The sequence below is a fragment of the Promicromonospora sp. NPDC060271 genome, assembly GCF_042726755.1.
Taxonomy (GTDB): Bacteria; Actinomycetota; Actinomycetes; order Actinomycetales; family Cellulomonadaceae; genus Promicromonospora.
The window spans coordinates 1-19,976 of the sequence record NZ_JBHXBG010000106.1 but is presented as its reverse complement, the minus strand read 5'-3'; the positions used below and the strand labels follow the sequence as shown (position 1 = coordinate 19,976).

Genomic DNA, 19,976 nt, shown 5'->3' with positions numbered 1-19,976 from the left:
GGTTCTCAAATCGGGACTGGTTCCGGCTATCCCGGGGGCCGGGGCCGCCCCGGTGGGGGGCCCACCCCCCTCGGCCCCCCCCGCCTCTCACGGAACCGTCAGCCGTGCGGTCAGCCGCGCGCGAAGGCCTGCTCGAGGAGCGTCTTCTGCTGCGCCTGGTGCAGCTTGGCGGTGCCGGCGGCCGTCGAGGCCGACGCCGGGCGGGAGACCACCTTGACGTACGGCATGTCCAGCGGCAGGGCCAGGTGGATGAAGCCCCACGCGCCCTGGTTCTGCGGCTCGTCCTGCACCCAGACCAGCTCCGCGCCGTCGTACTTGGCGAGCTCCGCGCGGATCTGCGCCTCCGGGAACGGGTAGAGCTGCTCGAGGCGGACGATGGCCACCCCGTCGTCGCCGCGCTTGGTGCGCTCGGCGAGGAGGTCGTAGTACACGCGACCCGTGCACAGGAGCACCCGGTTCACCTTGGCCGGGTCGGCCACCGAGTCCCCGATGACCTCCTGGAACGTGCCCGACGTGAAGTCCTCCACCGAGGACGCCGCCGCCTTGAGACGCAGGAGCTGCTTCGGCGTGAACACCACGAGCGGGCGGCGCGGGCGGGCGTACGCCTGGCGGCGCAGCAGGTGGAAGTACGACGCCGGGGTGGACGGCTGCGCGATCGTCAGGTTGTTCTCCGCGCCGAGCTGCAGGAACCGCTCGATGCGGGCCGACGAGTGGTCAGGGCCCTGCCCCTCGTAGCCGTGCGGCAGCAGCATGACGACCGACGACGACTGGCCCCACTTCTGCTCGGCGGACGAGATGAACTCGTCGATCACCGTCTGGGCGCCGTTGACGAAGTCGCCGAACTGCGCCTCCCAGAGCACCAGGGCGTCCGGGCGCTCCACCGAGTAGCCGTACTCGAAGCCGAGCGCGGCGTACTCCGACAGCGAGGAGTCGTAGACCCAGAACTTGGCCTGGTCGCCCGACAGGTACAGCAGCGGCGTCCACTCGGCGCCGGTCTCCCGGTCGTGCAGCACCGCGTGCCGCTGCACGAAGGTGCCGCGGCGGGAGTCCTGCCCGGCGAGGCGCACCGGGGTGCCCTCGACGAGCAGGGAGCCGAAGGCGACGAGCTCGCCGAAGCCCCAGTCGATGCCGCCCTCCTTCGCCATGAGCTGACGCTTGTCCAGCATCTGCGCGAGCTTCGGGTGGATCGTGAAGCCCTCGGGCGGCGTGGTGTGCACGTCGCCGACCCGCTGCAGCATCTCGTGCGAGATCGCCGTCTGCCAGCCCACCATCGTCCCGGCGTCCTCACGCTGGGACTCGGGACGCTCCAGGCCGGCGAGGTGCTCCGTCTGCGGGGCGGGCGTGAAGCCCGACTTGGTCTCGGTGAAGACCCGCTCGAGCTGCGACTGGTAGTCCTGCAGCGCGCCCTCGGCCTCCTCCACGGTGATGTCACCGCGGGCGACCAGGTTCTCGGTGTACAGCTTGCGCACCGAGCGCTTGGTCTCGATGAGGTTGTACATGAGCGGCTGCGTCATCGACGGGTCGTCGCCCTCGTTGTGCCCGCGGCGGCGGTAGCAGATGAGGTCGATGATGACGTCCTGGCCGAACTGCTCGCGGAACGCGAAGGCGAGCTCGGCGGTGCGCACGACGGCCTCGGGGTCGTCGCCGTTCACGTGGAACACCGGGACCTGGTAGCCCTTGGCGACGTCGGTCGCGTAGGTGGTCGAGCGGGACGCCGTCGGTCCGGTGGTGAAGCCGACCTGGTTGTTCACGACGACGTGGATCGTGCCGCCCGTGCGGTACCCGCGCAGCTGCGACAGGTTCAGCACCTCTGGCACCACGCCCTGGCCCGCGAAGGCCGCGTCGCCGTGCACCAGGATCGGCAGCACGGAGAAGCCGTCGCCGCCCAGGTCGATGCGGTCCTGCTTGGCGCGGACGATGCCCTCGAGCACCGGGTCGACGGCCTCCAGGTGCGACGGGTTGGCCGCGAGGTAGACGCGCGTGGTGGCGCCGGACTCGGACGTGAACGTGCCCTCGGTGCCGAGGTGGTACTTCACGTCGCCGGAGCCCTGGACGCTCTTGGGGTCGAGCTGGCCCTCGAACTCCTTGAAGATCTGGCCGTAGCTCTTGCCCGCGATGTTCGCCAGCACGTTCAGGCGGCCGCGGTGGGCCATGCCGATGCCGACCTCGTCGAGGCCACCCTCGGCGGCCCGCGACAGGATCGCGTCGAGCAGCGGGATCAGGGACTCGCCGCCCTCCAGCGAGAAGCGCTTCTGCCCGACGAACTTGGTCTGCAGGAACGTCTCGAACGCCTCGGCGGAGTTCAGGCGGCGCAGGATGCGGAGCTGGTCCTCGCGCGGCGTCTTGGCGTAGCCCGCCTCCAGGCGCTCCTGGAGCCACTTGCGCTGTGCCGGGTCGGCGATGTGCATGTACTCGATGCCGATGGTGCGGCAGTACGAGTCGCGCAGCAGGCCGAGGATCTCGCGCAGCGTCGCCTTGGGCTTGGTGCCGAAGCCGGCCGTCGGGAACGTGCGGTCCAGGTCCCAGAGCGTCAGGCCGTGGTTCTGGATGTCCAGGTCCGGGTGCTTGCGCTGACGGTAGGCCAGCGGGTCCGTGTCGGCCATGAGGTGGCCGCGCGAGCGGTACGACTGGACGACCTCGGCGATCTTGGCCGGCTTGGCGGCCTCGACGTCGGCGTCGACCGTGTTGTCGCGCACCCAGCGGACGGGCTCGTACGGGACGCGCAGCGCCGCGAACACGCGGTCGTAGAAGCCGTCCAGGCCGAGCAGCTTGTTCGAGATGATCTTCAGGAACTCGCCGGACTGCGCACCCTGGATGATCCGGTGGTCGTAGGTCGAGGTGACCGTCATGACCTTCGAGATGCCCATCCGGGCTAGCTGCTCCTCGGACGCACCGGCGAACTCCGCCGGGTAGTCCATGGCGCCGACGCCGATGATGGTGCCCTGACCCTGCATGAGGCGCGGCACCGAGTGCACCGTGCCGATGCCGCCCGGGTTGGTCAGCGAGATCGTGGTGCCCTGGAAGTCGGGCACGGCCAGCTTGTTGCCGCGGGCCTTGCGCACGAGCTCCTCGTAGGCCGCCCAGAACTCGGCGAAGTCGAGCTCCTCCGCCTTCTTGATGCTTGGCACCAGGAGCTGGCGCGAGCCGTCCGGCTTGGCCAGGTCGATCGCGAGGCCGAAGCCGACGTGCGCGGGCTGGTTGATGCCCGGCTTGCCGTCCACCAGCTCGTAGTGCGCGTTCATGACCGGCATGTCGGCCAGCGCCTCGACCAGCGCGAAGCCGATGAGGTGCGTGAACGAGATCTTGCCGCCGCGGCCACGCTTGAGGTGGTTGTTGATGACGATGCGGTTGTCGACCATCAGCTTGGCGGGCACGGCGCGCACCGAGGTGGCGGTGGGGACCTCGAGCGAGGACTCCATGTTCGTGACCACGCGCGCGGCGGGGCCGCGCAGCTTCTGGATGTCGTCGACGGCGTCCGGGTGCGCGACGGGACGCTCGAACGTGTCCGCGTAGTGCGTGGTGGGCGGGGTGGCGATGGGGTTGGCCGGGTTGACCTTCGGGTCGGCCGGCAGGCGCTTCTTGCGCACCTTCTGCGCGGCCTCGGAGGCGGCGGTGCCACCGGTCACCGGGGTGGCCGACTGCCGGGCGGGAGTCGCCGGGCTCGCGCTCGCACCGGCTGGAGCCCCGTCGGCCGGCGCTGCGTCGGCCGGAGCCCTCGGAGCCGCCGCCGGCGCGCCGTCCTTGGTGGAGCCGTTCTCGCCGGGGGTGTAGTCGGCGAAGAAGTCCCACCACGCGGGGTCTACCGCGTTCTTGTCCTTGAGGTACTGCTGGTAGAGCTCGTCGACAAGCCATTCGTTGGCTCCGAATGACGAGCTCGCCACGCTGATCGACTCTGAACCAGCCTTAGGGGACACGCGCGGATCGCCCACCTTCACCACAGTTGCGTTCGTCGCGCGCCGCCCTTGTCGCAGCACGCGAAGCCCGAATGTTTTCGGACCCTCCAAGGGTAGGCCCTTCTGGCCCGCCGGTGGGCTTGGCCGCGCGGGCCCTGCGGGGCGCCACGACGCCAAAGAAGTTGGTTCGTCATGTTTGTCGCACGCTGAGCAAACCCCGGGCAACATTCGGCCTGGAAGTCCCCAACGCGGCGTTACGGGGCCACGTGTGGAGCGGACAATCTTTGGGGTGTGTGACAGAAATCACGCGACTCCGTCTCACGCTCCGACCGCTCGCGCCCCTAGGCTTCTCGGTTTCTCACCGGAAACTACCCGATCACTCCGTACGCGATCAGTCCGTGTGCGTGGTCGAGACACCCGGTGCCGGGTGCGCCCGCGCCGGGAGCGTGACCCGCATCGTCGCGCCCCGGTCGGAGTCGACCACCTGGACGTGCCCGCCGTGCAGCTCGACCGCCCAGCGGACGATGGCCAGGCCGATCCCCGTGCCGCCGCTCGACCCGACGGTGCTCCCGTCCGTGCTGCCGCCGAACGCGTCGCCCGAGGACCCGTTCCGGCCCCGGCCGTCGGTCCGGTCCGCCGTCGACCCGGTGCCGCGCACGAACCGCTGGAAGATCCGCTCGCGGTCCGCCGCGGCGATACCTGGACCCTCGTCACTGACCTCCAGCACGACGTCGGCGCCCTCTGTGCTGTCGACGGGGTAGGCGTCCAGGCGGACGACGCCGCCCGGCGGCGAGTGCCGGATCGCGTTCTGCAGCAGGTTCATGACCACCTGGTGGAGGCGTTCGGCGTCGCCCTCTATGGAGAGGTCCTCCGGCGTGACGTCGACGACGTAGTGGAGGTCCTTCGCGGCGTCGACCATCGAGAGGTCCTCCGCGCAGTCCTCGAGGAAGTCGCCGACGGCGATCTTGCCCACGTTCAGCGCCGAGGCGCCCGCCTCGATGCGCGAGAGGTCGAGCAGGTAGGTGACGAGCCGGGTGAGCCGGTCCGTCTGGGCGTGCGCCTGCTCCAGCGCGGCAGGGGTGGGCGAGACGACGCCGTCGACCATGTTCTCGAGCTGCGCCTTGAGCGCGGCGACCGGGGTGCGCAGCTCGTGCGACACGTTGGCGATCAGGTCGCGTCGGGTCTGCTCGACCGAGGCCAGGTCCTCCGCCATGCGGTTGAAGGCGTGCGCGAGCTGCCCGACCTCGTCGCTGCTCGTCGCGCGCACCCGGCGGGTGTAGTCGCCGTCCGCCATGGCCTCGACGGCCTCGGTGATCTCCCGCAGCGGCGACGTCATGCCCCGGGCCAGGACCTGCGTGAGCAGCAGCGACAGGATGATCGCCAGCGGGAAGGTGCGGCTCGGTCCCAGGGATGCCTGCAGACCGAGCCACGTGATCAGCACCGCCGCCGAGACCGTCACGGCCACGAGCACGCCCAGCTTGATCTTGAGCGAGCGCAGCGGGTCCAGCGGCCGCACGTCGGGGACGCGGGGCACGTGCGGTCTCATCGGAACCTCTTCTGGACTACTGGTTGGCCTGGTTGGCAGGCGGCTCGAACGCGTACCCGACGCCGTGCACGGTACGGATCAGGTCGGGTCCGAGCTTGCGGCGCAGGGCCTTGATGTGGGAGTCCACCGTGCGCGTCCCGCTGGCGTCCGCCCAGTCCCAGACCTCGGCGAGCAGGCGCTCGCGCGTGAGCACGGTCTTGGGCGACCCGGCGAGCATGACGAGCAGCTCGAACTCGGTCGGGGTCAGGTGGACCTCCTCGCCGCCGCGGTAGACGCGGCGCTGGGCGCGGTCCACCGTCACGTCGCCCATCATCATGGGCGGGTCGGCCGGCGTCGTGGCGGCTGCCTGCGCCGCCCGGTCCACGCGGCGCAGGAGCGCCTTGATCCGGGCCACGAGCTCGCGCATCGAGAACGGCTTGGTCATGTAGTCGTCCGCGCCGACGCCGAGGCCGACCAGCATGTCGGTCTCGTCGTCCCGTGCGGTGAGCATGAGGATCGGCGTCGGGTGCTCGGCCTGGATGCGCCGCGTGACCTCGAGCCCGTCGATGCCAGGCAGCATCACGTCGAGCACGACGAGGTCCGGGCGCAGCCGCGAGGCGGCGTCGACGCCGGACAGGCCGTCGCGTGCGACCTCGACCCGCCAGCCCTCGGCGGACAACCGCTGAGCGATGGCCGTCGCGATCGTCGGCTCGTCCTCCACCACGAGCACGGTCGCGCTCTGCTGACCGGTCGAGGCCGTGGCCGACGCCGGACCGGGCTGCTGCGAGGCCCCAGACGGCTGGGGGTTACCAGATGACATAGGCCAATCATGCCCGTACCTACCTGATAAGACCCTGATAACGGCCTGACTGCGTGTCCGCGAGCCGTGTGCCTGGCGGGCACGGCCCTTCCGGAACGTTCCGGGCTACGATCTGTCTCACGATGATCGAGCGATATCCCGAGCGAAGATCCGGGAAGAATCCAGACCCCCCGAACGCCCTCCGGAGCACGAGATGACCGGCGACTGGATCATGGTCGCCGTCGGCGTCCTTCTCACAGCAGGTACTGCCGTCTTCGTGGCAGGGGAGTTCTCCCTCGTCACCATCGACCCAGCGGTGATCGGTGACTCCGACGACTCGGAGGGGGACAGACCCGGCCGGAGCATGCGGGACCGCAGCGTACGCACCGCGCTGCGCCACCTCTCGACCGAGCTGAGCTCCGCCCAGGTCGGCATCACGCTGACCACCATCCTGCTCGGCTACACCGCACAGCCGGCGCTGAACTCCCTGCTCTCGGCGGCGTTCGGCGCGACGTCCGTGCCGACCGCCGTCTCGGCCGGCCTCGCGGGCGTCCTGGCCGTCGTGCTGGTCAACGTGTTCTCCATGGTGTGCGGCGAGCTGATCCCCAAGAACTTCGCGCTCTCGGCTCCCCTGGCCACCGCGCGTCTGGTGGTGCCGTTGCAGCGGGTGTTCACCATCACCTTCAAACCGCTGATCGCCGTGCTCAACGGTTCCGCCAACGCCCTGCTGCGGCGCCTGGGCGTCGAGCCGCGTGAGGAGCTCTCCGGAGCCCGGTCCGCGTCCGAGCTGGCCTCGCTGGTGCGCCGCTCGGCGGAGGAGGGCACGCTCGAGGAGTCCGTCGCGACGCTGCTGACCAACTCGATCGAGCTGGACACGCTGAGCGCGCGCGACGTCATGACCGACCGCCTGCGCATGTCGGTGCTGGACCGGGCGGCGACCGCGGCCGACGTCGTCGCCCTCGCCCGTCGCACCGGGCACTCGCGGTTCCCGGTGATCGGTCAGGACCGGGACGACGTCGTCGGCCTCGTGCACCTGCGGCGTGCGGTCGGCGTGCCGCACGACCGCCGGGACGAGGTGCCCGCGGCCGCCCTCATGGTGGACGCGCCCCGCGTCCCCGAGACGGTGCGCCTCGGCCCGCTGCTCGTGGAGCTGCGCGGGTTCGGTATGCAGATGGCGGTGGTCGTCGACGAGTACGGCGGCACCTCCGGCGTCGTCACGCTGGAGGACGTCGTCGAGGAGCTGGTGGGCGACGTCGCCGACGAGCACGACCCCAGGCGAGCCGGCGCGGCCCGTGCCGCTGACGGGTCGTGGATAGTGCCTGGCGTGCTGCGCCCGGACGAGCTCGTCGAGTACACCGCGATCGAGGTTCCGGAGGGGGCCGCGTACGAGACGCTCGGTGGCCTCGTCATGGCAGAGCTCGGTCGCGTGCCCGCCGTCGGCGACGAGGTCACGGTGGGGACCGTGGCCGCCCGCGTGACCCTGCGCGTCGAGGCGATGGACGGGCGCCGTGTCGAGCGGGTGCGGGTTCGCTCGCTGCCCCGGCCGGACAGCGACAAGGGGACGAGCCGATGAGCACGACCACCGCACTGGTCATGGGCCTCGTGCTGCTCGCGGGCAACGCCTTCTTCGTGGGCGCGGAGTTCGCCGTCATCTCCGCGCGCCGCAGCGCCATCGAGCCGCTCGCCGCGGCGGGGGACCGGCGGGCGACCACCGTCCTGTGGGCGATGGAGCACGTGTCGCTCATGCTGGCCTGCGCCCAGCTCGGCGTGACCGTCTGCTCCACCGGCCTCGGCATCGTGGCGGAGCCAGCGCTCGCGCACCTTCTCGAGGGGCCGCTGCACCGCCTCGGGGTGAGCGACGACCTCACCCACCCGATAGCCCTCGTCATCGCGCTGTCCCTGGTCGTGTACCTGCACGTGGTGCTGGGCGAGATGGTGCCGAAGAACCTCGCGGTGTCCGGCCCGGACCGGGCGGTCATGTGGTTCGGGCCGCCCCTGGTGCTGCTTGCCCGCGTGCTGCGTCCCGTCATCGGCGGCCTGAACTGGATCGCCAACCACGCCGTGCGGCTGGCGGGCGTCGAGCCGAAGGACGAGGTCGCCTCCGCGTTCACCGCGGAGGAGGTGCAGTCCATCGTCGAGCACTCGCAGGCCGAGGGCGTCCTCCGCGACGAGCAGGGCCTCCTGACCGGCGCCATCGAGTTCTCCAACCGCACGGCGAGCGACGTCATGGTGCCCGTCAGCGGCCTGGTGGCGGTCGACGAGAACAGCACGCCCGACGACGTCGAACGGCTGGTGTCGAAGCACGGCTTCAGCAGGTTCCCCGTCGTGACGCACGGCGAGGACGGCGACGAGCTGGTCGGCTACCTGCACCTCAAGGACGTTCTCTACGCGACGGGACCCGCCCGGTTCGAGCCGGTGGCGGTGTGGCGGGTCCGCGCGCTGGCCGCCGTCGGGCCCCACGACGAGGTCGAGGACGCGCTGCGGGTCATGCAGCGGTCCGGGTCGCACCTCGCGCGCGTCGAGGGTACGGAGGGCCAGGTCCTCGGCGTCGTCTTCCTCGAGGACATCCTGGAGGAGCTCGTGGGCGAGGTGCGCGATGCGATGCAGCGCCGGTGAGGTCCGGCGCCGTCGAGGTCCAGGGCCGTTGGGACGGGACGTCGGGAAGGCATGAACAGGTAGTGATCACGTCATGTGCGGGTCGGGCGATGTCCCGGCGGGGCTTGGCAGGCTGGCCGGCCGCGGTTAGTGTCTCGTGCGACATGGACACCGCGAGGGGCCGCGGACGTTCGACGACGGAGGATCAGTGGAGTCCACGGCTGTGACGAGCCTGCAGCCTGCGCCCATGACGCGCCGCGCCCGGCGCGAGGCGGAGGAGCAGCAGGCCCAGGCCCTGCGTGCGCACGTGCTGCGGGCCCAGGGAGCACGGGCACGGCGCCTGCAGGTGCAGCGGCCGCAGGTGCAGCCGACGCAGATCCAGCCGACGCCGGTCCAGCCGTCGCCCGCGCGGGCGAGCCAGCCGGTGGCGACCCGGAGCGCCACGTCGTTCGACCAGGTCGTCACCGGGGCGATCACCCGTCCCACCAGGCCGACGTCGTCCGTGCCCGCCGGGCAGCGGATCGTCTCCCGGGCGGCCGTGATCGGCACGCTGGCCGCCGCGACCATCGCCGCCCCGTTCGTGCAGGGCACCGCCGAGTCCGGCGAGTCCCCGTTCGACGTCGAGGCCCCGCACACCGGGCCGAACGTGCTCGACCTCGTGACGCAGCCCGTCGAGCGCCCGAAGACTTCCGCGGCCGTCGTCCGGGCCGAGACGATCACCAGGCCCGAGTCGGCGGCCAGCCGCTCGCTCGACCGCAGCCCGCTGCCGGACTGCGACGTCAGCGCCCCCGTCGAGGGCACCAACGGTGCGCTCGCGGACCACTCCCTGTGCGAGCTGTGGCAGGCGGGGGAGTACCTGCGGCCCGATGCCGCGATGTCGCTCAGCGCGCTCAACGAGGCGTTCCGCGCGTCGTTCGGGCGGGAGATGTGCCTCGTGGCGAGCTACCGCGACCTGAGCACGCAGTACGAGATCAAGGCCGCCAGGGGGTATTTCGCGGCCTCGCCCGGCACGTCGATGCACGGCTGGGGCCTCGCGATCGACCTCTGCTCGAAGGAGACCGGGGACAGCGAGGTCTTCTCGTGGCTCTGGGCCAACGCGCCGTCCTACGGCTGGCAGAACCCCTCGTGGGCCCAGCTCGGCGGGAGCAAGTACGAGCCGTGGCACTGGGAGTTCGTGTCGGGCGTCGTCGAGAAGGGCGAGTGGCAGGGCTGATGGACTTGGCGGCGCGTCAGAAGCGCAGGTGGGTGTTCGGTCCGAAGTCCTGGCGGAACACTGGGCCGTCGCTCGCGAGCTCGGCGGCGAACGACGGTGCCCACGCGCTGTAGGGCTCCATGGCGAGCGACTCGTTGGAGAACCGGCGGTCGTCGGTGATCTCGGTGACGCAGAAGTCCGGGATCTGCAGGCCCGTGACCGGGCCGGAGCGCTCGCACTCGGCCACCACCAGAGGATGGTTGGCGCCACCGAAGACGTCGATCGACCAGCCGTCCGCCCCGAGCCAGACGGCGTAGCGGACCTTGACGATCGGTGCCCCGCCGCGGCGGACCAGCTCGACGCCGATGCTGGGGTCCAGCTCCCGTTCCGCCTCGTAGCGGGTGCCGCCTACGGCCGGCCCCTTGACCGTGACCGCCGCGAAGTCGATGTCCGCGACGTGCGCTCGCAGGAGCTCCGCGGGATCGGTGTCGCCGGTCAGGTCGGCGTCGACGTCACCGGCCTGGACGCGGACCCGGAGGGCGTAACCGTCGTCGGCCAGGAAGTAGGACTGGACGATGAGGGCCGGCGCGTCCCGGAGCTCGGCCGGGAGGTCGCGCACGAAGAACCGGCGCTCGAACTCGAAGTCGGCGTAGCCGCGGTCGGCCTCGGCCGGGGCGGGCTCGTCGAAGCGATCATCGCTCATGTGAGGTCCCTCGCCATGCTCGGTAGGTGCTTCTCGTACGTGCCGTTCCGCAGATGGTTGCCTGCGGATGATTCAAGAAGTCTACGCAACCGGCTCGGTGCGCGGCGCGCTGCTGTCTAGGACCCTGCCGCCCACGAACGTGCTCAGAGCCGCGGCGATCACCTCGGGGCGGTTGTCGATGCTCCCGGGCTTCAGCACGACCGGCGTGCCGACCAGCGCGATGTTGGCCGAGGCGGCGATACGCCGGACGAACGTCCGCTGGCGCGCGACCACGGCCTTCGGGTCTGTCACGTCCACGGCGAGCACCCGCCGGAAGGTCAGCCGGGCCTCACGGACGCCGGTGACCTCGGTCCAGAGCACCCGCTCGACGCCGAGATTGGGCAGCCAGTCGGTCAGCCCTTCGCCGTCGAGGGTGAGCACGGGCCAGGTGGGCAGGAGCAGGCGGCGCACGATGAGGAGCCCCAGGCCGGTGAAGACCAGGACGCCGATGGCGCTCAGCGAGACGACGGCGAGCGTGGCCGGTGCGGCGCTCGTCTGTGCGGCGTCGAAAGCGAGACGGGCGGCCACCGCGCAGAGCACCACCAGCGCGAGGGTGGCGAGGGCGAGCGTGAGAACGTGCGCACGGGACGGATAGAAGTCCACGGACTCGTCGGGCATACCGGGACAGTAGCCGCCCCCTGGTGCGAGCGGTAGCGGGGTCGCCGGACAGGTTCTCCGCTCGCCCGGCTGGATTCGCTACACCCACGTATCGTTTCGGGGTGAGGAGCGAACAGCGCCGGCCCCCGGGCAGGCCACGCGACCTGAGAGCGGACGACGCCGTGCTGGCAGCGGCCCTCGACCTGATCGCCGAGGCGGGCGTCGAGGGCGTGAGCATCGATCAGGCGGCGAAGCGCGCGGGAGTCGCTCGCACCACGGTCTACCGCCGGTACGCGACGCGTGACGACCTGGCGGTCGCGGCCCTCGTCGCGAACGAGGCCGCGGTGCTCGTCTCCTTCCAGGTCCCCGAGCAGCCGAGCCTGGCCGACCTGGTCGCCACCTGGTCGGCCGGCCTGAGCACTCCCCGGTCGCGGATCTTGCTGCGCCGGATGATGTCGGTGCCGCGTGAGCATCCGAAGCTGTGGGCGGCCTTCCGCGCGGCGAGCGCCGGCTCGCGCGACCAGAGTGTCCATGACCTGGTGATCCGCGCTCGGGACGAGGGCGGGCTCGCGGCGGATGCCGACGTCGAGATGGTCCAGGCGATGCTCACCGGCGCCGTGGCGGTGCATCTCACGAACTATCCCGACGACGTGTCGGCCGGGGAGGTCGCCGAGTACTTCTGGCGGGTGCTGCGGACGCTCGGGTTTCGGGTTCCGGCGCCGTCGACCTGGTCGTGAGGGGCGTCGGCGAGGTGTTGGGACCAGGTGCGTCGGGCTGCCTGCTCTTCCCCAGGGAGGCGATAGGGTCCCAGGCCATGAAAAGCGACGAATGGGCTGAAATCATCCGATCGGCGAAGCAGGGCGACGAGGATGACGAGGACGGCGTCTGGATCTGGACGTGCCCTGAGTGCGACGAATACTCCGTCGAGATGGGCGTGCGGTTCGAGCACGGCGAAGTGGTCGAGTACACACTGATGTGCCTGTCCTGCGGGGCGGAGGTCGTTGCGCCGGCCTGACCCGTGGGGTCGACCCGCCGTCAGGCCGACCCGCTCCACGCACCGCGACAGGGCCGCACAGGCAAATTGAAACCGGTAGTGACCGGCATGCGTACTGGTCACACCCGTCTCAAGCTGTTCGGCGTCCAACCGCACGTTGATCGTGGCCCAGGCCGCCGAGCCGCAAGAAACACGTCGATCAATGCCCAGATCGACACACGACCTGCGGTTCGCCCACGGTGTGACCAGTAACTTGCGGTTCGACGCCGAGCCGCTTCGGCGATCGAGATCAGGGCAGGGCCGGCTGTCGCGGGCGAAGTCCGCTTCCAGAACGATTACGCACGGTTACGGGCCGAGAACCGGGCGTCGAAACGAACGATGACGCGGGACATCGATCAACGATGTCCCGCGTCATCACAGGGTGCGCCTGAAGGGATTCGAACCCCCGACCTTCTGCTCCGGAGCCAAAGACGGTCGCCTATCTGCGTGCCCCGTCGAGGTCCGCCGGGCGCAGACCTGTTCGAATTCGTGCAGCGCCGTACGGGCCTGCATGTCCCCGTGGGCCAGCAGATAGCCCAGCAGCCCGGACGTGCCGAGAGCGCTGGATGCGCTTTGCGACTGGGCTGTGCTCGCTGGCGGCTGTGAGCCGCGTTCTCGTAGTCCCCTCAGTGACTGCCAGTCCGTGACGCCACGAAGTCGGTAAACCGACCGGTGTCCGCGAAGTAGTTCGGGTACGCGTCTCGCAGCTGGCTAATCCGCGCGATATTGATGAGCACGGCATCCAGGTCGTCGTCGTCAAGAGCCTCCAACTCAGTCAACCGGGTTTCTGCGTCCGCCAACGTCTCGTGGACGGTCACAGTCAGATGGCCCTCACTTCGTCGGAGTTCGAGCGTCAGCGTGTTGCGGCGGTCAGTCTTAGCATGTTCACCGACAATCGACGCGTAGCCGCGCAACCGGTCGAGGACTCCGATCTCCGCCTCCAGCTGCCGCAGCTCGCTGGTGAGTTCCGCCGGCGACCCGTCGGCATCGGGCACGGGTGCGGTCCCTTCCTCGTAGGCCATGAGGGAACTGACCAGGACGAAGAACCGGAGCACAGCCGGGTCACCCTTGCCGTACTTCAACTCGCTGCCCGAGAACAGGTCCATAGTCTCAACGGCGGTAGCCCACGCGTGCTGAAGCCGCGTGCGCACCTGTAGTTCGATCCGCAGGCCCTGGTACTCAGGCTTGGAGGCGCCGTACTCGTAGACCAGGTGCACGCCGCGGTAGCCGGAGTCGCGCGGCCCCGGGTCCTCTCGCAGGTAGTTGTAGACCCGCTTGACGCGGTTCTTAGCCCTGGGTGACTCGCGGAGGATGGTTACCAAGTGTTCGACCTCAGAGACGTTGTCCAGGACCACCCGGCACCCGCCGAGGTCCTGCATGGTCGTCACACTCATCGTGGGGTGGCGCTTGAGCTTGTCGAGGATGGTGGGCAGGCGCTTCCGACGCTCCGCGACGACGGCGTTCGGGTTGATGTCGAGCGCGCGTTGCCGCACGGTCACCGTCACGGCGTTGAGTGGGAACGCGTGGGCGAGGCGGTAGTTACTCAGCACATCGCGCGCAGCCTGGATCTCCTCCGGTGTGCCCGTTCCCTTGCCGATCGTTCGGCTCGCTCGTTGGACCGCCTTGTTGGAGTGCTCTGGCATGACCCACTTCTTCATAGCCGCGACCGTAGCCCCCGACACCGACACTCGGCGCGCAGGCGGCCCGGTCACCCCGGGTGAACTGGGTTTGAGAGGTCGTCCATTGCGGCACCGCCCAGAGCTGGGGGGTGTGGACCCTCACTTACACTCTTGGGCAGGCCGTAATCAGACTGGTCAGAACTCTGGGAGAGACAGCAGATTGTTCGTCCACTTCCCGTCCGCATAGGTGCGCAGGTACGGCGTGCCTCCATCGGGGTGGACTGTGCCGACATTGACCTGCACAGATCCGCTTCCGACGTGCGCAACCCCCTTCTTGTTGTCGATCCAGTCCACGAGGGTGGCCTTGGTGCTGTCGCCGGTCGACCCATCGTTCTCGTTCTTCCACCGGAGGTGGGTGATGTACTCGTGCTGCCGGATCGAGCCGGACAAGCGAATGTGTGTGATTTCGATACTCATGGGAGCGTCCCTCAGTCGGCTGAAAGTGCATTGAGCATCGCAGTAGGGGCCGGTACCGGAGAAAGAAACTAAGGGTGACAAATTTCAGGTAGTGAAGCGGCGACGGTCCCGACCTTGGAAGGTGGGACCGCCGCCGGTCCGGCATGGACTCGCTCAAGTGACTGTCGCGCGCTGGGCTAGCTCCTGTGGGTCCATAGGGGTCCGGCGACTGATCTGCGTGAGGTCATGGATGGCCTGCCGAGCCAACGGGTGCGAGCGGATCTGCTCCGGTGCCAGTTCCTCCACTTCGAGGAGCGCGGCAACTGCCTCGCCCACCTGCCGACGCTGCGTGTACGCCCTCGTCTTGTCGAGGAACAGCCGACTCTGCCGCTCCGCCGAGAGCTCGCTCGTGCCGATTTGCTCGGCCAGGTCCAGTGCCATCCCGGCATCGCGCAGGTCTACCGACGCGGTGACCGCGTGTATATCCACGTTGACCGGGCCGAACTCCGTTCCGAAGTCGCTTCTGCCTGGGCCGACGTCCCCGGCGCGGGCCTCGAGCCACCTGTGTGTGGCGGTCCGGTCTCCCTCCCGTGAACTGATGACAGCTCGGACGAGTTGCAGAGCACCGTAGAGCGACTTGCCTTCGGCGTACGCAGCGACCTGTAGGCCAGCAGTAGCCGAGAGGAGGGTCGCGAGAGCGGGCAAAACGACAGGCCGTGATCAGCGTGTGTGCTGGTCGCGGCCTGTTTCTGTCTGTGCGCCTGAAAGGATTCGAACCCCCGACCTTCTGCTCCGGAGGACTTCGGCCTATGCCGTATCCGCGTGTTTCTGCGGATCGCCCGGCCCGGAACGCCCGGGAAACTCATGCTCGCGCGAGCGGCCGGGATGGTTTGGCGGGGAGATTGACGGGGAAGCGCTGGCTCGGTCATGCGGGTCTGTGACCTCACCATGCTCCTGCTTCGGGGTCCCTGTTCCTCCGTCATCCGTTGGCGCGGGGCACGTCTCGGACGTCGGTTCTGCCGGTAGTGCAACAGGTCCCGCTCATCGAGCTTCGGCGCGGTGGTGCTGGTTGTCGGCGGGACCTGTTGCGCTGCTGGCGGGTTCGGTGTCAGGGTCCCGGTCAAGCCAATGGATGACGGAGGAACAGGGGCACCGCGGTCCCTCGATCCTCTTGATTCCGGCAGGTGCCCGCCGGAGGCCCTTGAACCTCGGCCGAGACCTAGCCTCGGGTCGGTCGCGGATCGATCGCCTTCGCGAGAGCACGGACTACCGCACTGGTCGTGAGTGGGCCGCTGTCTTGCTCCAGTTCGGCCGCGAGGCTTTGCAGGAAGACCTCCGCTGTGAAGTCGCTCCAGGCGGTGGGGTTGTCGTACGCCGAGTCGCGCAGGTCCCACAGGGCGTTGACGAGCTGTTCGTTCGTTTGAGCCGTAGCGAGGTCACGTAGTCCGGCGCTGAGTGCGTCCACACCGCGAATCGTAGGCGGGTCCTGAGCTGGTGGAGGGCATCCGCGTACTGCCAGCGGGGGAGACGTACGCCCTAATGGTCGACCTCATGGGAACAGCCGCACTGCGGTACGGCGAAGCGGCTGGTCTGCACGTCGGCGATGTCGACTTCAGCCGCGGTGTGATCGAGCTGCAGCGGCAGGTCACCGAGGTGTCGAAGGAAGAACTCGACGAGCCGCTGAAGGACGGCTACTGGCGAGACGGCAACCTCGTGTGGGGGCCGCTGAAGAACGGTGAGGACCGGACCGTCCCGATCCCGCTCCACCTGGTGAAGCCGATCCGTGCGTTGACGGCTGGCCGGCGTGCGGGTGACCTGCTGTTCCGGTCGGAGCGGGGAGAGAAGGTCGTTCGTCGGAACACCCTGGCGAGGAAGGTCGGATGGTCCAAGCGGGTCGCCTGCATGGGTTTCGTCGGGTTCCGGATCCACGATCTGCGGGCAACGGCGCTGACCAATCTGCTGGAGGCTGGCGTGAAGCTCCATGTGGTGCGGGACATCGCCGGGCACAGCGACCTGCGGGTGACCAACCTGTACACCCGACCTCACGACGACGCGCTGAACCTCGCTGCGGCGGCGCTCAACACGTACGCGGAGCGGGGCCGGTGAGCATCCCGTGGCGGGGAAACTGGCGGGGAACAGCCCTCAGGACCCGGGCACGAAAAAGCCCCTCACCTGGTGTAGTGCCTGGTGAGGGGCGCTGTGCGCCTGAAGGGATTCGAACCCCCGACCTTCTGCTCCGGAGGCAGACGCTCTATCCACTGAGCTACAGGCGCGTGGCCGAGATCCGTGAGCTACCGCTCACCGTATCGGCCGAAACGAGACTACCAGGTGACGGACGCGAGACGTGCATCCATACCTGTGACACTCGTCCGGCAACCTTCCGTCGCTCGACGCATCCGGCCTGTGGAAAGCGTGGGCCTCGTGTCGGCGCTCGCCCGTAGAATCGTCGGGTGACGCCTACCCAGCTCTCCGAAGCACTCAGTGCTGCCCTCGCCGCGGCCGTCGCCGACGGCACGCTCGCCCTGCCCGCCGACGCCGTCCCGGCGTCGGTCCACGTGGAGCGACCCAGGCAGCGAGAGCACGGGGACTGGGCCACGAACGTGGCCCTGCAGCTCGCGAAGAAGGCGGGTACGACGCCGCGCGCCCTGGCCGAGGACCTGGCCGCCCGCCTCGGCGCGACGCCGGGCATCCAGTCCGTTGGTGTGGCCGGCCCGGGCTTCCTCAACATCACGCTCGACGCCGGCGCGGCGGGCGAGCTCGCGCGCACCATCGTCGAGGCGGGCGCCGCGTACGGCCGGGGCGAGACCCTGACCGGCCAGGTGATCAACCTGGAGTTCATCAGCGCCAACCCGACCGGTCCGCTGCACATCGGTCACACCCGCTGGGCCGCGCTCGGCGACTCGCTGGGCCGCATCCTCCGCGCCGCCGGCGCCGAGGTGGCCGCCGAGTACTACATCAACGACGCCGGCGCACAGATGGACCGCTTCGGCGAGTCCGTCCTGGCGCGCGCGACGGACACCGAGGTACCCGAGGGCGGCTACCGCGGCGAGTACGTCAAGGAGCTCGCCGCCAAGGTGCTCGCCGACCACCCGGACCTGCCGGAGCTGCCGCGGGACGAAGCGATCGCCGTCGCCCGCGAGGCCGGCTACAAGCACCAGCTCGCGGAGATCCGCGAGGTGCTGGAGGGCTTCGGCGTCCACTTCGACGTCTGGTTCTCGGAGCGTGAGCTGCACAGCTCGGGCGCCGTGGAGAAGGCCGTGGCCCGCCTGCGCGAGCAGGGGCACGTGTTCGACCAGGAGGGCGCCGTCTGGCTGCGCACAACGGACTTCACGGACGACAAGGACCGCGTGATGGTCCGGGCGAACGGCGAGCCCACCTACTTCGCCGCCGACGCCGCGTACTACCTGTCGAAGAAGGACCGCGGGTTCCCGGGCAAGATCTACCTGCTCGGCGCCGACCACCACGGGTACGTCAACCGCCTCAAGGCGATCGCCGCCTGCGCGGGGGACGACCCGGAGACGAACATCGAGGTGCTGATCGGCCAGCTCGTCAACGTCGGCGGCGCCAAGCTGTCCAAGCGCGCCGGCAACATCATCGAGCTGCGCGACCTCGTCGACTGGATCGGCAAGGACGCCGTCCGCTACTCCCTGGCCCGCTACCCCGCGGACACGCCGCTGGAGCTGCAGGGCGAGGACATGATCAAGCAGTCCAACGACAACCCGGTGTTCTACGTGCAGTACGCGCACAGCCGGACGGTCCAGATCGGGGCCAAGGCCGTCGAGCGCGGCGTGCGCCGTGCCGACGGGTTCGACCCGGCGCAGCTCTCGCACGCCTCGGAGACGGCCCTGATCGGCCGCCTCACCGAGTTCCCGCGGATCGTCGCCCAGGCCGCCGAGCTGCGCGAGCCGCACCGCGTCGCCCGTTACCTGGAGGCGCTCGCCGGCGACTTCCACGCCTGGTACAACGACGACGAGAAGCTGCGCGTCACGCCGTACCCGGACGAGGAGGTCACGGACGCGCACCGCGCGCGCCTGTGGCTGAACGACGCCGTCCGCACGGTCCTCGCCAACGGCCTGGACCTGCTGGGTGTGAGCGCGCCGGAGCGGATGTGATGGGCGGGTACGTGATGGGCCCCGATGTGAGCGGACCGCCCTGGTCGAGCGGCGTCGGGCGGCTGCCGGACGGAGCGGTCGCCGTCGGCGGAGTCGACGTGCGCGAGCTCGCCGCTCAGCACGGCACGCCCGCCTACGTGCTGGACGAGGACGACTTCCGCATGCGGGCCCGTGCCTACCGCACGGCGTTCGAGGCGGCGTTCGGCGCCGTCGGGACGGGCGTCGACGTGTACTACGCGGGCAAGGCGCTGCTCACCGTGGCCGTCGCACGCTGGGCGCGCGAGGAAGGCCTGCGGGTCGACACCGCGTCGGGCGGCGAGCTGGCCATCGCGCTCCGAGCCGAGGTTCCCGGCGCCGAGATCGGCCTGCACGGCAACAACAAGTCCGACACCGAGATCCTGCGGGCGCTCGACGCCGGCGTCGGCCGCATCATCGTGGACTCGCTGGTCGAGATCGAGCGGGTCGCTCGCCTCGCCCGCGAGCGCGGCGTCGTGGCACCTGTCATGGTCCGGGTGACCACCGGTGTGCATGCCGGTGGCCACGAGTACATCGCGACGGCGCACGAGGACCAGAAGTTCGGGCTGTCGGTCAACGCGGGGTCCGGGGCGACCAGCCCGGCGATGGCCGCGCTGCTCGCGGTGCTGAAGCACCCCGAGCTGGAGCTGCTGGGCATCCACTCGCACATCGGCTCCCAGATCCTCGACCCCGACGGCTTCGAGGCCGCCGCACGCGTGGTGCTGCGGCTGCGGGCGGACCTGGCGGAGCGGTCCGGCCTGCTCGTCGACGAGATCGACCTGGGCGGCGGTTACGGCATCGCCTACCTGCCCGGTGACGTCGCGCTCGACCCCGAGCGCGTGGCCAAGGACATCGCGCAGTCGGTGGCAGGGGTGTGCAAGGAGCTCGGCACGAACCTGCCGCGGTTCTCGATCGAACCCGGCAGGGCGATCGTCGGCCCGGCGGGCCTCACGCTCTACACAGTCGGCACGGTCAAGCCGGTCACCGTGTCGGACGACGGCGGTGCCGACTTCACGCGTACCTACGTGTCCGTCGACGGCGGCATGAGCGACAACATCCGCCCGGCTCTGTACGGGGCTGCCTACCACGCGGAGATCGTCGGCCGGTCGTCCGCCGCGGAGAACGTGCTGGCACGCGTCGTGGGCAAGCACTGCGAGTCGGGCGACATCGTCGTGCACGAGGTGCGGCTCCCCGCGGACGTGCGGGCAGGCGACCTCCTCGCGGTCGCCGCGACCGGCGCCTACGGGCGGTCCATGGCGTCGAACTACAACATGCTGCCGCGGCCTCCGGTCGTCGCGGTGTCGGACGGCGCCTCACGGGTGCTCGTCCGCCGCGAGACCGAGGACGACCTGCTGGGCCTCGACCAGGGCTGACCCGCTCGGCTCCGGGCGGGCGCCC

General features: G+C 69.9%; 17 protein-coding genes and 1 tRNA gene. 8 read left to right on the top strand and 10 right to left on the bottom strand.

The features are described 5' to 3' along the window. Window positions 1-110: 110 nt before the first annotated feature. The 3 genes from ACFWE2_RS16615 to ACFWE2_RS16605 form a co-directional block, all read right to left on the bottom strand. Window positions 111-3,881 carry a multifunctional oxoglutarate decarboxylase/oxoglutarate dehydrogenase thiamine pyrophosphate-binding subunit/dihydrolipoyllysine-residue succinyltransferase subunit gene (locus ACFWE2_RS16615; RefSeq protein WP_377225324.1) on the bottom strand — a complete coding sequence of 1,257 codons (3,771 nt, stop codon included), beginning with the start codon at window positions 3,879-3,881 and terminating at the stop codon, window positions 111-113. 403 nt (window positions 3,882-4,284) lie between these two features. Beyond that, complete coding sequence (locus ACFWE2_RS16610; protein WP_377225323.1) at window positions 4,285-5,439, bottom strand: sensor histidine kinase; 1,155 nt, start codon at window positions 5,437-5,439, stop codon at window positions 4,285-4,287. Between the two features lie 16 nt (window positions 5,440-5,455). Continuing rightward, window positions 5,456-6,238: a response regulator transcription factor gene (locus ACFWE2_RS16605; protein WP_377225322.1), complete on the bottom strand. Its 783-nt coding sequence runs from the start codon at window positions 6,236-6,238 to the stop codon at window positions 5,456-5,458. A 193-nt stretch (window positions 6,239-6,431) separates the two neighbouring features. On the opposite strand from ACFWE2_RS16605, the gene ACFWE2_RS16600 reads away from it, so the two are divergent. The 3 genes from ACFWE2_RS16600 (at window position 6,432) to ACFWE2_RS16590 (ending at window position 10,025) form a co-directional block, all read left to right on the top strand. After that, the gene (locus tag ACFWE2_RS16600) at window positions 6,432-7,790 is read left to right on the top strand and encodes a hemolysin family protein (protein WP_377225321.1); all 1,359 of its coding nucleotides are present in this window, start codon (window positions 6,432-6,434) and stop codon (window positions 7,788-7,790) included. Further along, window positions 7,787-8,833 carry a hemolysin family protein gene (locus tag ACFWE2_RS16595; protein ID WP_377225320.1) on the top strand — a complete coding sequence of 349 codons (1,047 nt, stop codon included), beginning with the start codon at window positions 7,787-7,789 and terminating at the stop codon, window positions 8,831-8,833. Before ACFWE2_RS16600 ends, ACFWE2_RS16595 begins: the two co-directional genes overlap by 4 nt. Before the next feature lie 226 nt (window positions 8,834-9,059). Next, window positions 9,060-10,025 (top strand): D-alanyl-D-alanine carboxypeptidase family protein, encoded by a 966-nt coding sequence (locus tag ACFWE2_RS16590; protein ID WP_377225319.1) that lies wholly within the window; start codon window positions 9,060-9,062, stop codon window positions 10,023-10,025. A gap of 16 nt (window positions 10,026-10,041) precedes the next feature. Here the strand turns inward: ACFWE2_RS16590 and ACFWE2_RS16585 are convergent, their stop codons facing one another. Together ACFWE2_RS16585 and ACFWE2_RS16580 are read right to left on the bottom strand one after the other, a co-directional pair. Beyond that, complete coding sequence (locus tag ACFWE2_RS16585) at window positions 10,042-10,707, bottom strand: CYTH domain-containing protein (protein ID WP_377225318.1); 666 nt, start codon at window positions 10,705-10,707, stop codon at window positions 10,042-10,044. 81 nt (window positions 10,708-10,788) lie between these two features. Continuing rightward, a complete protein-coding gene (locus tag ACFWE2_RS16580) occupies window positions 10,789-11,364 on the bottom strand; it encodes an STM3941 family protein (RefSeq protein ID WP_377225317.1) in 576 nt (191 codons plus the stop codon). A 101-nt stretch (window positions 11,365-11,465) separates the two neighbouring features. Between ACFWE2_RS16580 and ACFWE2_RS16575 the strand changes: the two genes are divergently transcribed. Together ACFWE2_RS16575 and ACFWE2_RS16570 are read left to right on the top strand one after the other, a co-directional pair. After that, window positions 11,466-12,080, top strand: a complete 615-nt coding sequence (locus tag ACFWE2_RS16575; RefSeq protein WP_377225316.1) for a TetR/AcrR family transcriptional regulator — start codon at window positions 11,466-11,468, stop codon at window positions 12,078-12,080. A gap of 77 nt (window positions 12,081-12,157) precedes the next feature. After that, window positions 12,158-12,358 (top strand): hypothetical protein, encoded by a 201-nt coding sequence (locus ACFWE2_RS16570; RefSeq protein ID WP_377225315.1) that lies wholly within the window; start codon window positions 12,158-12,160, stop codon window positions 12,356-12,358. A gap of 644 nt (window positions 12,359-13,002) precedes the next feature. On the opposite strand, the gene ACFWE2_RS16565 is transcribed toward ACFWE2_RS16570, so the two are convergent. From ACFWE2_RS16565 to ACFWE2_RS16550, 4 genes are all read right to left on the bottom strand, one after another. Then, window positions 13,003-14,034: a GTP pyrophosphokinase gene (locus ACFWE2_RS16565; RefSeq protein ID WP_377225314.1), complete on the bottom strand. Its 1,032-nt coding sequence runs from the start codon at window positions 14,032-14,034 to the stop codon at window positions 13,003-13,005. A 156-nt stretch (window positions 14,035-14,190) separates the two neighbouring features. Next, on the bottom strand, window positions 14,191-14,472 hold the full coding sequence (locus ACFWE2_RS16560; RefSeq protein WP_377225313.1) for a DUF3892 domain-containing protein: 282 nt from the start codon (window positions 14,470-14,472) through the stop codon (window positions 14,191-14,193). A gap of 153 nt (window positions 14,473-14,625) precedes the next feature. Next, window positions 14,626-15,156, bottom strand: coding sequence for a hypothetical protein (locus tag ACFWE2_RS16555; protein ID WP_377225312.1), 531 nt, complete (start codon window positions 15,154-15,156; stop codon window positions 14,626-14,628). Window positions 15,157-15,670: 514 nt separating this feature from the next. After that, window positions 15,671-15,916 carry a hypothetical protein gene (locus tag ACFWE2_RS16550; RefSeq protein ID WP_377225311.1) on the bottom strand — a complete coding sequence of 82 codons (246 nt, stop codon included), beginning with the start codon at window positions 15,914-15,916 and terminating at the stop codon, window positions 15,671-15,673. 29 nt (window positions 15,917-15,945) lie between these two features. Here ACFWE2_RS16550 and ACFWE2_RS16545 point away from each other — a divergent pair, with 29 nt between their 5' ends. Beyond that, window positions 15,946-16,557 (top strand): tyrosine-type recombinase/integrase, encoded by a 612-nt coding sequence (locus tag ACFWE2_RS16545; protein WP_377225310.1) that lies wholly within the window; start codon window positions 15,946-15,948, stop codon window positions 16,555-16,557. A gap of 94 nt (window positions 16,558-16,651) precedes the next feature. Here ACFWE2_RS16545 and ACFWE2_RS16540 read toward each other — a convergent pair. After that, a tRNA-Arg gene (locus tag ACFWE2_RS16540) sits at window positions 16,652-16,724 on the bottom strand. 177 nt (window positions 16,725-16,901) lie between these two features. On the opposite strand from ACFWE2_RS16540, the gene argS reads away from it, so the two are divergent. Together argS and lysA are read left to right on the top strand one after the other, a co-directional pair. After that, window positions 16,902-18,563 (top strand): arginine--tRNA ligase, encoded by a 1,662-nt coding sequence (gene argS / locus ACFWE2_RS16535; protein ID WP_377225309.1) that lies wholly within the window; start codon window positions 16,902-16,904, stop codon window positions 18,561-18,563. Window positions 18,564-18,577: 14 nt separating this feature from the next. Then, complete coding sequence (gene lysA, locus ACFWE2_RS16530) at window positions 18,578-19,951, top strand: diaminopimelate decarboxylase (protein ID WP_377225325.1); 1,374 nt, start codon at window positions 18,578-18,580, stop codon at window positions 19,949-19,951. The last annotated feature ends 25 nt before the right edge of the window (window positions 19,952-19,976 follow it).

Excerpts from the sequence above, each read along its gene's own strand:
- ACFWE2_RS16570 (WP_377225315.1), top strand. The coding sequence starts at position 12,158 with ATGAAAAGCGACGAATGGGCTGAAATCATCCGATCGGCGAAGCAGGGC.
- ACFWE2_RS16595 (WP_377225320.1), top strand. The coding sequence starts at position 7,787 with ATGAGCACGACCACCGCACTGGTCATGGGCCTCGTGCTGCTCGCGGGC.
- ACFWE2_RS16585 (WP_377225318.1), bottom strand. The coding sequence starts at position 10,707 with ATGAGCGATGATCGCTTCGACGAGCCCGCCCCGGCCGAGGCCGACCGC.
- ACFWE2_RS16590 (WP_377225319.1), top strand. The coding sequence starts at position 9,060 with ATGACGCGCCGCGCCCGGCGCGAGGCGGAGGAGCAGCAGGCCCAGGCC.
- lysA (WP_377225325.1), top strand. The coding sequence starts at position 18,578 with ATGGGCCCCGATGTGAGCGGACCGCCCTGGTCGAGCGGCGTCGGGCGG.
- ACFWE2_RS16605 (WP_377225322.1), bottom strand. The coding sequence starts at position 6,238 with ATGTCATCTGGTAACCCCCAGCCGTCTGGGGCCTCGCAGCAGCCCGGT.
- ACFWE2_RS16610 (WP_377225323.1), bottom strand. The coding sequence starts at position 5,439 with ATGAGACCGCACGTGCCCCGCGTCCCCGACGTGCGGCCGCTGGACCCG.
- ACFWE2_RS16565 (WP_377225314.1), bottom strand. The coding sequence starts at position 14,034 with ATGAAGAAGTGGGTCATGCCAGAGCACTCCAACAAGGCGGTCCAACGA.
- ACFWE2_RS16600 (WP_377225321.1), top strand. The coding sequence starts at position 6,432 with ATGACCGGCGACTGGATCATGGTCGCCGTCGGCGTCCTTCTCACAGCA.
- ACFWE2_RS16560 (WP_377225313.1), bottom strand. The coding sequence starts at position 14,472 with ATGAGTATCGAAATCACACACATTCGCTTGTCCGGCTCGATCCGGCAG.
- ACFWE2_RS16580 (WP_377225317.1), bottom strand. The coding sequence starts at position 11,364 with ATGCCCGACGAGTCCGTGGACTTCTATCCGTCCCGTGCGCACGTTCTC.